Source organism: Falsiroseomonas tokyonensis, assembly GCF_019024325.1.
Lineage (GTDB): Bacteria > Pseudomonadota > Alphaproteobacteria > Acetobacterales > Acetobacteraceae > Falsiroseomonas > Falsiroseomonas tokyonensis.
In genome coordinates this window covers 413,732-429,199 of the sequence record NZ_JAFNJS010000005.1, presented here as the reverse complement: position 1 = coordinate 429,199, position 15,468 = coordinate 413,732, and the positions used below count along the sequence as shown (strand labels likewise).

The 15,468-nt window shown below is 70.3% G+C and carries 15 protein-coding genes; 12 read left to right on the top strand and 3 right to left on the bottom strand.

The features are described 5' to 3' along the window. The first annotated feature begins 17 nt into the window (after positions 1-17). Genes J3S20_RS18840 through J3S20_RS18815 form a run of 6 tightly spaced genes read left to right on the top strand, consistent with a single transcriptional unit; the run spans position 18 to position 6,397 of the window. Positions 18-992 carry a Bug family tripartite tricarboxylate transporter substrate binding protein gene (locus J3S20_RS18840; protein ID WP_216838043.1) on the top strand — a complete coding sequence of 325 codons (975 nt, stop codon included), beginning with the start codon at positions 18-20 and terminating at the stop codon, positions 990-992. Next, positions 992-2,692 carry a gamma-glutamyltransferase family protein gene (locus tag J3S20_RS18835; protein WP_216838042.1) on the top strand — a complete coding sequence of 567 codons (1,701 nt, stop codon included), beginning with the start codon at positions 992-994 and terminating at the stop codon, positions 2,690-2,692. The genes J3S20_RS18840 and J3S20_RS18835 overlap by 1 nt, the downstream gene beginning before the upstream one ends. Beyond that, positions 2,689-3,999: an MATE family efflux transporter gene (locus J3S20_RS18830; RefSeq protein WP_216838041.1), complete on the top strand. Its 1,311-nt coding sequence runs from the start codon at positions 2,689-2,691 to the stop codon at positions 3,997-3,999. Before J3S20_RS18835 ends, J3S20_RS18830 begins: the two co-directional genes overlap by 4 nt. A 39-nt stretch (positions 4,000-4,038) precedes the next feature. Next, a complete protein-coding gene (locus J3S20_RS18825) occupies positions 4,039-5,169 on the top strand; it encodes an acyl-CoA dehydrogenase family protein (protein WP_246602981.1) in 1,131 nt (376 codons plus the stop codon). After that, complete coding sequence (locus tag J3S20_RS18820; RefSeq protein ID WP_216838039.1) at positions 5,166-5,933, top strand: 3-ketoacyl-ACP reductase; 768 nt, start codon at positions 5,166-5,168, stop codon at positions 5,931-5,933. The genes J3S20_RS18825 and J3S20_RS18820 overlap by 4 nt, the downstream gene beginning before the upstream one ends. Next, complete coding sequence (locus J3S20_RS18815) at positions 5,930-6,397, top strand: MaoC family dehydratase (protein WP_216838038.1); 468 nt, start codon at positions 5,930-5,932, stop codon at positions 6,395-6,397. Before J3S20_RS18820 ends, J3S20_RS18815 begins: the two co-directional genes overlap by 4 nt. Here J3S20_RS18815 and J3S20_RS18810 read toward each other — a convergent pair. Both J3S20_RS18810 and J3S20_RS18805 read right to left on the bottom strand, forming a co-directional pair. Beyond that, the gene (locus J3S20_RS18810) at positions 6,374-7,393 is read right to left on the bottom strand and encodes a Gfo/Idh/MocA family protein (RefSeq protein WP_216838037.1); all 1,020 of its coding nucleotides are present in this window, start codon (positions 7,391-7,393) and stop codon (positions 6,374-6,376) included. The two genes, J3S20_RS18815 and J3S20_RS18810, sit on opposite strands and share 24 nt — an antisense overlap. After that, positions 7,390-8,121 (bottom strand): enoyl-CoA hydratase/isomerase family protein, encoded by a 732-nt coding sequence (locus J3S20_RS18805; protein WP_216838036.1) that lies wholly within the window; start codon positions 8,119-8,121, stop codon positions 7,390-7,392. Before J3S20_RS18805 ends, J3S20_RS18810 begins: the two co-directional genes overlap by 4 nt. Before the next feature lie 64 nt (positions 8,122-8,185). Between J3S20_RS18805 and J3S20_RS18800 the strand changes: the two genes are divergently transcribed. The 6 genes from J3S20_RS18800 to J3S20_RS18775 all read left to right on the top strand — a co-directional run bounded on the left by J3S20_RS18800 (position 8,186) and on the right by J3S20_RS18775 (position 14,968). Further along, complete coding sequence (locus tag J3S20_RS18800; RefSeq protein WP_216838035.1) at positions 8,186-9,724, top strand: acyl CoA:acetate/3-ketoacid CoA transferase; 1,539 nt, start codon at positions 8,186-8,188, stop codon at positions 9,722-9,724. Further along, entirely contained in the window at positions 9,721-10,158 is a 438-nt protein-coding gene (locus tag J3S20_RS18795) for a MaoC family dehydratase (RefSeq protein ID WP_216838034.1), read from the top strand. Before J3S20_RS18800 ends, J3S20_RS18795 begins: the two co-directional genes overlap by 4 nt. 87 nt (positions 10,159-10,245) lie before the next feature. Beyond that, entirely contained in the window at positions 10,246-11,244 is a 999-nt protein-coding gene (locus J3S20_RS18790) for a TRAP transporter substrate-binding protein (protein WP_216838033.1), read from the top strand. A 69-nt stretch (positions 11,245-11,313) separates the two neighbouring features. Next, positions 11,314-11,829 carry a TRAP transporter small permease gene (locus J3S20_RS18785; protein ID WP_216838032.1) on the top strand — a complete coding sequence of 172 codons (516 nt, stop codon included), beginning with the start codon at positions 11,314-11,316 and terminating at the stop codon, positions 11,827-11,829. Next, a complete protein-coding gene (locus J3S20_RS18780; protein ID WP_216838031.1) occupies positions 11,829-13,148 on the top strand; it encodes a TRAP transporter large permease in 1,320 nt (439 codons plus the stop codon). Before J3S20_RS18785 ends, J3S20_RS18780 begins: the two co-directional genes overlap by 1 nt. A gap of 47 nt (positions 13,149-13,195) precedes the next feature. Then, a complete protein-coding gene (locus tag J3S20_RS18775) occupies positions 13,196-14,968 on the top strand; it encodes an ABC transporter transmembrane domain-containing protein (RefSeq protein WP_216838030.1) in 1,773 nt (590 codons plus the stop codon). On the opposite strand, the gene J3S20_RS18770 is transcribed toward J3S20_RS18775, so the two are convergent. After that, entirely contained in the window at positions 14,965-15,441 is a 477-nt protein-coding gene (locus J3S20_RS18770; RefSeq protein WP_216838029.1) for a YidB family protein, read from the bottom strand. The two genes, J3S20_RS18775 and J3S20_RS18770, sit on opposite strands and share 4 nt — an antisense overlap. Positions 15,442-15,468 lie beyond the last annotated feature (27 nt).

Sequence of the window (15,468 nt, the reverse complement as noted above, 5' to 3'; positions counted from 1 at the left end):
GGATGAGGGACCCCCGGATGCCCCAGCTTCCCCGCCGCAGCCTGCTCGCCCTGGCCGTCCTCGCCCCAGGCTTCGCTTTCGCGCAGACGCCCGCCTGGCCCAGCCGGGCGATCAGGATCATCGTGCCCTACCCGCCCGGCGCCGGCACCGACCTGCTGGCCCGCGCCTATGGCCAGAAGCTGACGGAGCTGCTGGGCCAGCCGGTGGTGATCGAGAACCGCGCCGGCGCCAGCGGCATGATCGGCACCGAAGCCGCGGCGCGTTCGCCGGCCGATGGCTATACCATCCTGATGGCCAATTCCTCGGTGCTGGCCATCAACCCCGCCATCCGCGCCAACCTGCCCTATGACCCCGTCGGCGGCTTCGATCCGGTGGCGCTGGTCGGCGCCAATGACGCGGCGCTGGTGGTGCGCACGGCCTCGCCCTTCCGCAGCGTGGCGGAGGTGATCGCGGCGGCCAAGGCGCGGCCGGGGCAGCTCAGCTATTCCTCCGCCGGCACCGGCACCTCCACCCATATGGCGGCCGAGTTCTTCAAGCAGATGGCCGGCGTGGACATCCTGCACGTGCCCTATCGCGGCAGCCCCCAGGCGGTGACGGATATGCTGGGCGGCCAGGTGGACATGACCTTCAACACGGTGAATTCGGTGATGACCCCGGTGCGCGACGGCGCGGCGCGGGCGCTGGCCACCACCGGCGCCACGCGGGACCCGCTGCTGCCGGATGTGCCGACCTTCGCCGAGGTCGGGCTGACCGGCTATCGGGCCAGCGGCTGGCTGGGCTTCGTCGTGCCGGCCGGCACCCCGCCCGGCATCATCGGCGAATTGGCCTCGGCCATCGCGCAGATCGCGGCCCAGCCGGGCTTCGCCGAGCGCATCGCCGCCATCGGCATCAAGCCCACCATCAGCACGCCCGCCGAATTCCGCGCCATCATCGCCCCCGAGATTGCCCGCTGGACGGAGGTGGCGCGGCTGGCCGGGGTGCAGGTGGAGTGATGCTGACGCGGGAGACGGTCTGCGGCACGCGCCACGCGGTTTCGTCAGGGCACTACCTGGCGAGTGCGGCGGGTTTTGCGGTGCTACAGGCGGGCGGCAATGCGGTGGATGCCGGCTGCGCGGCGGGGCTGGCGCTGGGCGTGCTGCATCCCGACCTGGTGAGTGTGGCGGGCGTCGCGCCGATCATCCTGCGCACGGCGGCGGGCCAGGTGGAGACCATCGCCGGCGTCGGTCCCTGGCCGGCGGCGACCGATGCGCAATTCTTCCAGCGCGAGCATGCCGGCAAGATGCCGGCGGGCGTGCTGCGCACGGTGGTGCCGGCCGCTCCCTGCGCCTGGATCACGGCGCTGCAGCGCCACGGCACAATGACCTTCGGCGAAGTTGCCGAACACGCCATCCGCTTCGCCGCCGAGGGTTTTGCCGTCTATCCGCTGCTGGCCGAAAATCTTCGCAACCATGCGGCGGAGTATCGCCGCTGGCCGCAGAATGCCGCGATCTTCCTGCCGAACGACAAGGCGCCCGAGGAGGGCGACATCTTCATCCAGGCGGACCTCGCCGCCACGCTGCGCTTCATGGTGGATGAGGAACGCGCGGCCCGCGCGCGCGGCGCGGATCGCGTGGCGGGGCTGGAGGCGGCGCGGGAGTCTTTCTATCACGGCGATATCGCGCGCCGCATGGTCGATTTCATCCAGGGTGAAGGCGGCTGGCTGACGCGCGAGGACCTCGCCCGCTTCCGCTGCCCGGTGCTGCCGCCGGTGGGCGTGCAGTGGCGGGGCCAGCAGGTTCTGACGGGCGGCGCCTGGTGCCAGGGGCCGACCTTGTTGCAGGCGCTGCGCATGGCGGAACGCGCCGGGCTGTCGGCGCTGCCGCACAACTCGGTGGACTACCTGCACCTGCTGGCGGAGGTGCTGAAGATCGCCTTTGCCGATCGCGAGCATCACCTGGGCGACCCGGGATTCGTCGATGTGCCGCTGGCCGCGATGCTGTCCGACGAACATGTCGCGGCGCGCGTCGCCAGCATTGATCCGGCATGTGCGCATCCGGGCATGATGCCGCCGCTGATCGGCACCGGGCGCGGGATGCCCAAAGCCTCGGCGGCATTGGAGCCGCCGGTGGAGGCCGGCACCTCCTATGTCGCGGTGGTGGATCGCTGGGGCGGGACCTTTTCCTCGGCGCCCTCGGATGCCTCCTGGTCCAGCCCGGTGGTGCCGGGGCTCGGCTTCGTGCCCTCCAACCGCGGCTCACAGAACCGCACGGACCCGTCGCATCCGGCCGGCCTCGCGCCGGGCAAGCGGCCGCGGCTGACGCCGATGCCGGCGCTGGCCCTGGGCGCGGATGGCAGCGTGATGCCCTTCGGCTCGCCGGGGAATGACGTGCAGCCGCAGGCCCTGCTGCAGGTGCTGATGAACCTGTTCGTCCATGGCCTGTCGCCCCAGGCAGCGGTGGAGGCGCCGCGGGTCGCCAGCTACGCCTTCCCCGGCACCAGCGCCCCGCACGACCATTTCCCGGCACGCCTGGCGGTGGAATCGCGCATTCCCGAAGCGACGCGGGACGCGCTGGCGGCGATGGGCCACGACATCCGCCTCTGGCCGGAGCGCACCTGGCTGGCCGGCTGCGTCGAGCTGGTGCGGAAGGATCCGCGCGGCCTGCTCTCCGCCGCCGCGGACCCGCGCCGCCCCGCCGCGGCCATCGCCCTGTGATCCTGGCCCGGCTGCGGCGCATCGGGGCGCTGGCGGCGCCGACCGCACTCGTCGCCATCCTGCAGGTATTTGGGCAGCTCTTCGAAACCTGGCTGGCGGCGCGACAGGGCACCGCGGCCTTGGCCGGCTGGGCCACGGTGCTGCCCTTCGCGTTGCTGATGCAGATGATGTCGACGGGCGCCATGGGCGGCGGCGTGGTCTCCGCCATCGCCCGCGCGCTGGGCGGCGGTCGTCGCGACGAGGCCTCCGCCATGGTGCTGCATGCGGCGCTGATCGCACTCGCCGCCGGGCTGATGTTCGCCCTGCCGCTGGCGATCTTCCCGCGCGCCATCTTCGGCGCCATCGGCGGCGCGGCGGTGGCGGAGGCCGCTTCGCCCTATGCCATGTGGCTGTTCGGCGCCGCGGCGGTGCCGATCTGGATGACCAATACCTTGGCCTCCGTGCTGCGCGGCGGGGGGCGGCATGCGCTGGCGGCGCGGGTGCTGGTGCTCGCCTGGCTGGCCCTGCCGCCCACGAGCTGGGCGCTGGCGGAACCGGCGGGGATGGGCCTGCCCGGCATCGGTGCCGCCATGGCGCTGGTTTTCTGGATGGCGACGCTCGCCATGGGCCTGGTGGTGCTGCGTGGCGGCGCCGGCTTCGTGCCGACGCTGCATCTGCGCCCCCGCGCGGCGATATTCGGACGGATCCTCTCGGTGGGGCTGGTGGCGAGCGGGCTGGCGGTGGTGGCGAACCTGGCCACCATCCTGGTGACGGCGCAGATGGCGGGTTATGGCGCGGTGGCCGTCGCGGCCTATGGCATCTCGGCGCGGCTGGAATTCCTGATGATCCCGCTGGCCTTCGGGATTGGCTCCGCGCTGACGGCGCTGGTCGGGCGCGCCGCCGGTGCCGGGGATTGGGCCGAGGCGCGGGCGCTGGCCTGGACGGGTGCCGCCATGGCGCTGCTGCTGACCGGCGCGGCGGGGCTGGTGGTGGCGCTGTGGCCGGTGCAGGTGGCTGCGCTTTTCACGGCGGATGCGGCGGTGGTGGCCATCGCGGCGCGCGGGCTGGCCTATGTCGGCCTCGCCTTCGGCGGCTTCGGGCTGGGGATGGCGCTGTACTTTGCCAGCCAGGGCGCGGGCCGCATGGGCTATCCGGTGGCGGGCGCGCTGTCCCGCCTGGCGCTCGCCGTGGGTGGCGGGGCGCTGCTGGCGGGGCCGCTCGGCATGGGCATCGAGGGGCATTTCCTGGGGGTCGCACTGGGCATCACCGCCTATGGCGTCGTCACCGCGCTCGGCGTGCGCCGGGCAGTCTGGCCGGGCGGCGCCTGACGCGGCAGGATGCGCGCAAGACTTGGGGGAAACGCAGCCTTGGCCCTACCGGGGGAACTCGCAGCCCTGCGCGATACCGTGCGCCGCTTCGCGGAGAGCGAGGTGGCGCCGCGCGCGGCGGAGCTGGATGAGAGCGAAGCCTTTCCGGGCGATATCTACCGTGCGCTGGGCGGGCTCGGCCTTCTCGGCATCACCGTGCCCGAGCGGTTGGGTGGTGCGGAGGCCGGGGTGCAGGCCTATTCCATCGTCATGGAGGAGCTGTCCCGCGGCTATGCCAGCGTAGCGGACCAGGTGGGGCTGGTGGAGCTGCTGGGCACGCTACTCTCCGAGCACGGCACGCCGGCGCAGCAGGCGCAGTACCTGACGCCGCTGCTGCGCTACGAGACCAGCTGCGCCTATGCGCTGACCGAGGCCGAGGCTGGATCGGATCTGGCCAACCTCAAGACCACCGCGCGCCACGACGGCACGGACTGGCGGCTGAATGGCGAAAAGATGTGGATCCACATGGCGCCGCGGGCGGAATTCGCCGCGGTGCTGGCGCGGACCGATCCCGCAGCCGGGCATCGCGGCATGTCGATCTTCCTGGTGGATCTCGCGGCACCGGGCGTCGAGCGGCTGCGGGCGGAGCACAAGATGGGCCAGCGCGCCTCCCCGGTCGGCGGGCTGCGCTTCACGGATGTGCGGCTGCCGCGGGAGGCGCTGCTGGGGCCGGAGGGGCGCGGCTTCCACATGATGATGTCGGTGCTCGACAAGGGCCGCATCGGCATCGCCGCCCTGGCGCTCGGCATCCTGCAACGCGCACTGGAGGAGAGCATCGACTACGCCAAGCAGCGCGTGCAGTTCGGCAAGCCGATCGCCGAGCAGCAGGCGATCCGCTTCCTGATCGCCGACATGGCGAAGGATGCGCATGCGGCCCGGCTGCTGGTGCGCGACGCCGCGCAGGGCATGGATGAGGGCCGCCGCGTGACGCTGGAAGCCAGTTTCGCGAAGTGCTTTGCCAGCGATGCGGCTGTGGCACGCACGGCCGATGCGGTGCAGATCCATGGCGGCACCGGCTATATCCGCGGCGTGACGGTGGAGCGGCTGTATCGCGACGCCAAGATCACGCAGATCTACGAAGGCACCAACCAGATCCAGAGGGTCATCATGGCACGCGAGATTCTTTCGTGACGCGCCCCGTCGCATTGGTGACCGGCGCCCGCCGCGGCATCGGCCGCGCGAGCTGCGTGGCGCTGGCCGCCGCGGGCTATGACGTGCTCGGCTGCGACCTCGGCGAGGACGGATTCGCGGAAACCGGCGCTGCCGTGCAGGAAGCCGGTGGCCGCTTCGCCTGGCATCTCCGCGACGTCTCGGACCTCGATGCGGTGGCGGCCATGGTCGGCTGGGCCTGGGGCCACTGGGGCGGGGTGGAGGTGCTGGTGAACAATGCCGGCGTCGGCGCGATGCAGCGCGGAGACCTGCTGGAGGTGTCCCCCGAATCCTGGGACCGCTGCCTCGACATCAACACCCGCGCGCCCTTCTTCGTCTCCCAGCATGTGGCGCGACGCATGGTGGCCGACGGCGCGCCACAGCGTGGCAATCGCGCGCTGGTCTTCATCTCCTCCGCCAATGCAGCGATGGCCAGCGCGGACCGCACCGAATACAGCGCCAGCAAGATTGCCGTCAGCATGGTGGCGCGCTGCTTCGCCATCCGCATGGCGGAGGAAGGCGTGCCGGTCTACGATATCCGCCCCGGCGTGATCCGCACCGATATGACGGCGGCCGTGACGGCCAAATACGACAAGCGCATCGCGGAGGGGCTCTCGCCCATCCGCCGCTGGGGCGAGCCGGAGGATGTCGGCCGCGCCATCGCCGCCCTCGTCACCGGCGCCATTCCCTTCTCCACCGGCGATGCCTTCCACATCGACGGCGGCCTGCATATGCATCAGCTATGAGAATCGATCCCGCGCTGCTGCGCTACGAGCAGGTGGAGCCCGGCCTGGTCATCGAGACCGGCGGCATTACGGTGACGGAGGCGCATATCGTGGCCTTCGCCGGGCTGACCGGCGATTTCTACGACATCCACATGGATGACGATTATGCGCGCGACCTGGGCTATCCTGGCCGCGTCGCGCATGGGCTGCTGGGATTGGCGCTCTGCGACGGGCTGAAGAACCGCGCGCCGACGAAATTTGCGGCGATCGTCTCACTGTCCTGGCGCTGGTCCTTTGCCGGGCCGATCCTGGTGGGCGACCGGATCGCCGCACGGATCACCGTGCTGTCGAAGCGGCTGACCAGGAATCCGGCGCGCGGGATCGTCACCATGTCCTTCGACCTGACCAATCAGCGTGGCGAGGTTGTTCAGAAGGGCGAGAACGACCTCATGGTGCACACCTCAAAGGTCGACGAAGGCGCCTAGCTCGGCGCTGCGCAGGATCGCCTCGATGGCGCGCAGCACGGGCAGCCCGGTGGCGCCATCGTTCATCGGCGCGCGGCGATCGGTGATGGCGTCACACATCTCGGCCAGCATGGCGCGATGCGGGCCGTGGTCGAAGGCCATCGGGTCCGCACCGCCGCCGCCGGCCATGGCGCCTTCCACGATCTCGACGGGGCGGCCCTTCACATGCAGCTCCAGCCGTTCCGCCACCAGGGATGCGCTGCCGCCGGTGCCCGCGATCTCGATGCGCTCGGGATAGCCGGGCTCTGCCACCGTCGTGGCATCCAGCGCCCCGATCGCCCCATTGGCGAAGTGCAGCGCGGCAGCGGCCATGTCTTCCGTATCGATGGCGCGCAGCCCGCTGGTCTTCGCCAGCGCGCCGAGGCGGGCCAGAGGCCCCGCGAGATGCAGCAGAAGGTCCAGCGTATGGATCGCCTGGGTCAGCAGCACGCCGCCGCCGTCCCGCGCCTTCATGCCGCGCCCGGGCTGCGCGAAATAGGCCGCATCGCGCCACCAGCGGATGGAGGCGGAGCAGGACAGCAGCGTGCCGAGTTCGCCGCCCGCCACCGCCTGCTTCAGCCGCAGCGCCGCCGGGCGGAAGCGGTGCTGGAAGACGACGCCGAGCGTCACGCCCGCATCCCGCGCCACCTGCACCAGCGCCTCGGCCTCCGCCGCCGTGCGCTCCAGCGGCTTTTCCACCAGCATATGTCTTCCCGCTGCGGCCGCCGCGCGGGCCACCGGCAGGTGCTGGCCCGGCGGGGTCAGCACCAGCACCAGATCCAGCCGGGGCGCGGCCAGCAGCGCCTGTAGGCTTTCGAAGACCGGTACCTTCCAGCGCAGTGCAAAGCCATCGCGGCGCTCGGCGCTGGGCGAGAACCCGCCGACCAGCCGCGCCGCACCGGCAGCCTCCAGGTCGCGGATCGCCAGCATATGCGGCTGGGTCGCCATGCCCAGGCCGATGACGCCGATGCCGATCATGCCCTGTCCCTTTCCCGCAGCGCCGCCAGGCACAGCACGTTCATCTCGTTCTCATAGGCCAGGCCCGCCGTCAGGGGCGCCTCCAGCGACTGGCGCACCGCCGCCTTCACAGCCTGCACCGCAACGGGGCTTAGCGCGGCGAGGCGCGCGCACATCGCCCGCGCCGTCTCCTCCAGCGCCTCATCCGGCACCAGCTGTTCCACCAGGCGCAGGCGCAGCGCCTCCTCCGCCTCAATCTGCTCGCCGGTCAGCAGCAGCCGCATCGCCTGGCCGAAGCCCGCGACGCGCGGCAGCATCTGGGAGGCACCGCCGCCGCCGACCCAGCCGCGCGTGACCTCCGGAAAGCCGATGCGGCTCGACGCCGCCGCGATGCGGATATCGGCGGCGAGGGCCAGCTCGAAGCCGCCGCCCAGCGCCCAGCCCTTGATGGCGGCGACCACCGGCTTGCGGATGGCACGCACGGCCCCCGGATAGTCCGGCCGATGCCGAAAATCCCAGGCGGTGCGAAAAGCCTCGATGGCGCGCAGATCCATGCCGGCGCAGAAAGCCTTCGCGCCCGCACCGCGCAGCAGGACAGCGCGCACTGAATCATCCGCGTTGATGGCGTGCGCATGATCGGCCAGCTGCGCGGCCATCGCATTGGTGATGGCATTGTGCTTGGCGGGCCGGTCCAGCGTCAGCACCGCCACGCCCTCGGCCACTTCCAGCGTCACCTGGCCGTCCTGCATCCCTCTTCCTCCCCTGCGCCACAGGTTTATGATGGCGGAAACATTGGTTGGGGAAACGGGCGCGATGCGCAAGGTCAGTGCGCCGCAGGCGGCTTCGCTGCTGCGGGATGGCGATACGCTGCTGATCGGCGGCTCCGGCGGGGGGCATGCCGTGCCGGATGCGCTGCTGGCCGCGCTCGGCGCGCGGTTTTCCGAAACTGGAACGCCGCGCGGCCTCACCGCCCTGCATCCGGTGGGCGTGGGCGATGGCGGGTCGCGCGGGCTTGGCCACCTGGCGCAGAGGGGCCTTCTGAAGCGCAATATCGCCGGCAGCTATGTGAACAGCCCGCCAATCGGCGCCATGGCGCTGGCCGATGAGATAGAGGCCTGGTCCCTGCCGCAGGGCTCGCTCAGCCAGTTGATGCGAGAGATGGCGGCCGGCCGCATGGGCCTTTTCACCAAGACCGGCCTGCACAGCTTCGTCGACCCGCGCCTGCAGGGCGGCCGCCAATCCCCTTCCGCGAAGGAAGACCTGGTGGAGCTGGTGACGATCCGCGGCGAGGAGATGCTGTTCTACAAGCCCTATCACATCGACATCGCCTTCCTGCGCGGCACCACGGCCGATGAGGACGGCAATGTCTCCATGGAGCAGGAGGCGGTGACGCTGGAGATGCTGTCGGAGGCGCAGGCCACGAAGCGCTGCGGCGGCATCGTGGTGGTGCAGGTCAAACGCATGGCGCCGCGCGGCAGCCTGAACCCGAAGATGGTGAAGATCCCCGGCATCCTGGTGGACCTGGTGGTGGTGGAGCCCGACCAGGAGCAGACCTACCTCACCCCCCATTCCCTCGGCTATTCCGGCGAGGCGCGGATCCCGCTGGACGATATTCCCCGCCTGAAGCTGGATGCGCGCAAGATCGTGGCGCGGCGCGCGGCGCTGGAATTGTTCCCCCGCGCCATCTGCAACCTCGGCTCCGGCATCTTCACCGGCATCGCCAATGTGGCGGCGGAGGAAGGCTGCCTCGATGCGATCTGCCTGACCAACGAGCAGGGCAATATCGGTGGTGCGCCAGCTTCGGGCGGGGATGCTGGCGCCGCCACGAACCCTGACGCGACGGTGGACCAGCCCTACCAGTTCGACTTCTACGATGGCGGCGGGCTCGACCTCGCCTTCCTGTCCTTCGCCGAATTCGATGCGGCGGGGAACGTCAATGTCTCCCGCTTCGGCGGCAAGCTGGTCGGCCCCGGCGGCTTCATCAATATCAGCCAGAATGCCCGGCGCGTGATCTTCGGCGGCACGCTGACCGCCGGCGGCAAGCCGAAGGCGGTGCAGCAGGTGGAGCAGATCACCTTCTCCGGCGCCTTCGCCCGCCAGCGCGGCCAGCCGGTGCTTTATGTGACGGAGGCCGCTGTCTTCCGCCTCGGCGACTTGGGCCCCGAGCTGATCGAGATCGCGCCGGGCCTGACGGTGGAGGAGGTGTGCGGCCGCATGGGCTTCCGGCCCGCCATCGCGCCCGATCTGCGGGAGATGGAGGCGCGGCTTTTCGGCGAGGCGCAGATCGGCCTGGCCGCGCATATCGCGGCCCGGCCCGCAAGGTCGCAATCGCCGCGGCTGGCGGGGCTGTGATCTTCGGCATCGCGGTGGGCGCAACGGCCTTCGCCACCAAGCAGGTGACGGAGCGCGACCTGCTGCTGACGGCCGAGATCACTGGCGACAACGATCCGCTGCATGTCGATGCCGCCTATGCCGCAACCACACCCTTCGGCCAGCGCATCGCGCATGGCGCGCTGGTGCTGGGCGTGCTGTCCGCCACCGCGTCCGAGATCGCGCATCGCGCCATCGCGGCGGGCTGCACCGGCCTGCCCGTCTCGCTCGGCTATGACAATGTGCGCTTCCTGGCACCGGTCTTCATCGGCGACCGGCTGGAGGCCCGCTACCGGGTGGAGGCGCTGGATGCCGCGAAAGGCCGGAGCATTGCGGCCTGCGAGGTGCTGAACCAGTCCGGAACGACCTGCCTGGTGGCACGCCATATCCTGAAATGGGTGCCCGCGGAGCGGTAACTGGGCGGTTTCCAAGCCCGGCAGGACCGGTCTAAACTGCGGCGCTGAACCGGGCGAGCTGACCCGGCAACACAGGGGAGTTGGTCCATGGAACGTCGCGCCCTTCTCGGCGGCATCGCCGCCGCAACCGGTCTTCTCGCCACGCCGCATGTCGTGCGCGCGCAGGCGCCCATCACGCTGAACGGCGCCAGCCAGTTCAACGAGGAACACGTCTTCACCCGCGCCATGAAGCACTTCGCCGAGAAGGTGGTGGAATATTACGGCCGCCCGGTGAACTTCGTCTGGCACCTCAACAGCTCGCTGGGGCTGGAGAAGCAGTATTTCGAGTACATGTCCGCCGGCCGCGCCGTGGATTTCGGCATCGTCAGCCCGGCGCATATGTCCACCTTCAGCCGCGCCGCGCCCTTCATCGACGCGCCCTTCCTGTTCCGCGACCTGGCGCATTGGAACAAGGTTCTGGACGGCGACATGCTGAAGCCGGTCGCGGACGAGGTGGAGCGCCGTGCCCGCGTGGCCCTGATCGGCTATGCCGGCGGCGGCACGCGCAACATCTTCTCCAACCGCCCGGCCACCAACATGGCGCAGCTGCGCGGCCTGCGCGTGCGCGTGCAGGGTGCGCCGATCTGGTCCCGCACCTTCCAGGCCATCGGCATGGCGCCGCAGGTGATCGCCTATAACGAGGTCTACAACGCGATCCAGAACAACGTGATCGAGGCCGGCGAGAACGAGGCCGCGGGCGTGGAGCAGATGCGCTTCTACGAGGTCGGGCCGAACCTGATCATGACGCAGCACGCCATCACCGTGCGGCCGCTGTGCTTCTCCGCGCAGACCCTGTCCCGCCTGCCGCGGGAGCTGCAGGAAGCGGTGCGCCGCGCGGGGCGTGAGGCCGGGGTCTTCGGCCGCAATGCCGAAAGCAGCGAGGATGCGCAGAAGATCACGGCGCTGGAAGCGGCCGGCCGCCTGAAGAAGATCGCCTTCACCGAGCGCGCGCAGATGAACGCCGCCGTGCAGCCGGTGATGGAGGCCTATGCCAAGGAGATCGATGCCGATCGCATCTTCTCCTCCATCAATGCACTGACCTCCTGATCCTCCGGGGCAGGGCGCCCGGCGCGCCCTGCCCATCCTACCCACATCCAGGCAAGGATTCCCACCCGCATGCCGCCAGAAGGCGCGCGCGGCCTGTTCCGCCGCATCACCGCGCTGTATGCGCGGCTGCTCGACATCCTGCTGGTCATCACGGTGGTCGGCATCATCCTGCCCGTCACCATGCAGATCTTCGCCCGCTTTGTGGACTGGATCCCGCGCTACATCTGGACCGAGGAGCTGGCCCGCTTCCTGCTGGTCTGGATGATCATGATCGGCGCCATGCTGGGCATCCGGGAAGGCACCCACTTCAACGTGGACCTGTTCAACAACCTGCGCGGCCGCGCCAAGGCGGGGATGGACATCCTCTCCTCGCTCTTCGTGCTCGGCTTCGCCTATGTCTTCATCGTCTATGGCTGGGAATTCACCGATACCGCCTGGTTCCGGATCAGCGAGCTGGCCGAACTGCCGCTCTGGACCATCCACATCGCCTGGCCCATCGCCGGCGTCACCTGGGTGATCTTCGCCGGCGAGCGCATCTGGGACGACCTGCAGATCCTGCGGCATGGCGAAAGGGCTGATTCCTGATGGGCGGCAATGTGCTGGCCACCGGCGATGCCGCGTGGATCATGTTCGGCATCTTCTTCACCCTGCTGGCGCTGCGCGTGCCGGTGGCGGTGTCGCTCGGCATCGCCTGCCTGCCGGCCTTCATCCTGGAAGACCGCCTCTGGCCGATGATCTTGGTGCAGGAGACCTTCAACTCCTACAACTCCTTCATCCTGCTGGCGGTGCCCTTCTTTCTGCTGGCGGCGAACCTGATGACGGCGGGCGGCATCACGGACCGGCTGGTCACGCTGTCCCGGTCCATGGTGGGGCACCTGCCGGGCGGGCTGGCGCAGATCAACGTGGTGCTCTCCGTCTTCTTCGCCGGCATCTCCGGCAGTTCCACGGCGGACGCCGCAAGCCAGGGCCGCGTCTTCATCGAGGCGCAGATCAAGGAAGGCTATTCGCCGAGCTTCTCGGTCGCCATCACCGCCGTCTCCGCCGTGCTGGCGGTGGTGATCCCGCCCTCGATCCTGATGATCGTCTGGGGCGGCGTGCTGACCACCTCGATCGGCGCGCTCTTCCTGGCCGGCATCCTGCCCGGGCTGTTCCTGGCGCTGTCGCAGATGGGCACGGTCCACGTCTATTCGAAGATCCGCAACTACCCGACCTACCCCAAGGCGAGCTGGGGCGAGTTGGCGCATGCGCTGTTCATCTCGATCCCGGCGCTGATGACGCCCTTCATCATCATCGGCGGCAAGATCTTCGGCTGGTTCACGCCGACGGAGGCCGCCTGCATCGCGGTGCTGTATGCGCTGGCGCTGTCGCTGCTGGTCTACCGCAAGCTGGATATGCGCGGCCTGTACCGCGCCTTCAGCGAAACCGGGCGCTTCGCCGCCATCACGCTGTTCGCCGTGGGCACCGCCAGCGTCTTCGGCTGGCTGATGGCCTTCTACCAGATCCCGCAGGCGCTGCTGGCCAATGTCTCCTCCTGGGAGATGGGGCCGATCGCGGCGGGCTTCTTCATCGCCGCCGTCTTCCTGGTGGTGGGCTGCTTCCTGGATGCGATCCCGGCCATCATCATCGTCGGGACCATCCTGCAGCCGATCGCCGCGGCGGCGGGCATCCATCCCGTCCATTTCGCCATGATCAGCATCGTGTCGCTGGCCTTCGGCCTGGTGACGCCGCCCTATGGGCTGTGCCTGCTGATCTGCTGTTCGATCGCCAATCTCCGGCTGATCGACGTGCTGAAGGATGTGATGATCATGCTGGTGCCGATGTTCATGGTGCTGGTGCTGCTGATCCTCTGGCCCGACATGGCGCTGCTGATCCCGCGCTTCCTCGAGCCCGGCTTCATGGAGTAGCCGGCGCACCGGTTGCGAAACGGGGGCGCGGGGCGCATCTAGCGCGGGTGAGCACCGCCCCCGAACCCCGCGCTTCCGCCGCCCGCGTCACTTCGCTGACACTGCTGCTGCCGCATCTGCGGCCCTATCTGCCGCGGGCGCTGGCAGCCGGCTTCGCGCTGGTCGCCGCGGCGGGGCTGACGCTTGCCCTCGGCCAGGGGCTGCGGCAGCTGATCGACCAAGGGTTCGTGGGTGGCGCGGCGGCGCTGGACCAGGCGGCGATCTTCATGGGCAGCGTGGTGGCGCTGCTCGCCCTCGCCACCTCCGCCCGCTACTATCTGGTCTCCTGGCTCGGCGAACGCGTGGCGGCGGATCTGCGGCGGCGGGTCTTCGACCATGTTCTGTCGCTGTCGCCCAGCTTCTTCGAGACGGCGCGCACCGGCGACATCCTGTCCCGCATGACGGCGGATGTGGCGCTGCTGCAGGCGCTGATCGGCTCCGCCATCTCCATGGGCCTGCGCAACATGCTGACCGGCCTCGGCGCCCTGGCCATGCTGCTGGCCACCAGCGCCAAGCTGGCTGGCATCGTGCTGGCGGTGCTGCCGCTGGTGATCGTGCCGCTGGTGGTCTTCGGCCGGCGGGAACGCCGCCTGTCCAAGGTGGCGCAGGAACGCGTGGCGGACCTGGCCGCGACGGCGGAGGAGGCGCTGAACGGCCTGCGCATCGTCCAGGCCTTCACCCATGAGCCGGAGGACCGCAAGCGCTTCTCGGCCGAGGTGGAGCGCAGCGTCGCCGCCGCGCTGCGGCGCATCGCCTCTCGCACCGCGCTGATCCTGGTGGTGATCCTGTGTGGCTTCGGGGCCATCACCTTCAGCCTCTGGGTCGGCGGGCATGACGTGGTGGCGGGGCGGATGACGGGGGGCGAGCTCTCCGCCTTCGTCTTCTACGCCGTGCTGCTGGCCAGTTCGGGTGCCACGATGAGCGAGCTCTGGGGCGAAATCCAGCGCGCCGCGGCGGCGGCCGACCGGCTTCTGGAACTGCTCTCCGCCCGGTCGGACATCGCGGTGCCCGCCCAGCCGCAGGCACTGCCGCAGCCGGCGCAGGGGCGCGTCGCCTTCGAATCCGTGCGCTTCGCCTATCCGACGCGGCCCGGCCAGTCGGCGCTCGACGACTTCTCGCTGGTGGTGGAGCCCGGGGAGACGGTGGCCCTGGTCGGCCCCTCCGGCGCCGGGAAGACGACCGTCTTCCAGCTGCTGCTGCGCTTCTACGATCCGCAATCGGGGCGCGTGCTGGTGGATGGCGTGGATGCCGCGACGCTGGACCCGGCGGAACTGCGCGGCCGCCTAGGCCTGGTGCCGCAGGACCCGGCGATCTTCTCCACCAGCGTTGCGGAAAATGTCCGCTACGGCCGGCTGGATGCGACGGATGCGGAGGTGGAGGCAGCAGCCGTCGCCGCCGCGGCGGATGACTTCATCCGCAAGCTGCCGCAGGGCTATGCCACGCATCTCGGCGCCCGCGGCGTCACGCTGTCCGGCGGCCAGCGCCAGCGCATCGCCATCGCCCGCGCCATCCTGCGCGACCCGCCCATCCTGCTGCTGGACGAGGCCACCAGCGCGCTGGACGCCGAATCCGAGCAATCGGTGCAACGGGCGCTGGAAGCACTGTCCCAGGGCCGCACCACGCTGGTGGTGGCGCATCGCCTGGCCACGGTGCGCAAGGCGGACCGCATCGTGGTGATGGAAGGCGGGCGCATCGTCGCCATGGGCACGCATGACGCGCTGGTGCGGGAGGGCGGGCTTTATGCCCGCCTCGCCGCCTTGCAGTTCTCCGAGACGGTCTAGGCTCGGCGCGCCGGCTCCTCGTCCGGCAGGCAGCCACCGGCGGTGCAGTCATCCACCGCCCGCGGCAGGTCCCGCTGCAGCCGCGCCAGCAGTTCCTGGCGGGAAAGGCCGGTGTGGCGCACCAACTCGTCCAGCGTCTCCGGGCCGATGGCGCTTTCCAGCCGGTCCGGCGCCATCTCGCGGTTCGGGCCCTGGCGCACCCAGGAATCGGCCGTCTCGCCCTCGCCCGAAGCGCGGAAGCGCTCCACTAGTTCCCGCAGCCCTCCGCTGAGCCCACCGCCCGCCGCGCCCCCACCCAGGAGCCCGCCGAGCATGCCGGACAGGCCGCCCTGTGCCGCGCCGCCAGGACCGGGCGGCGTCGCCCCGCCGCGGCCGGCGCCGTTCAGCATCTCGGACAGCTTGTCGCGATTCTGGTAGCCGAGGACGGCCAGCACGCCCAGCAGCGCCGTCATGGAAGGAAAGCCGCGGCTCATGGGTTCTCTCCGGTTGTTGCCGGATCC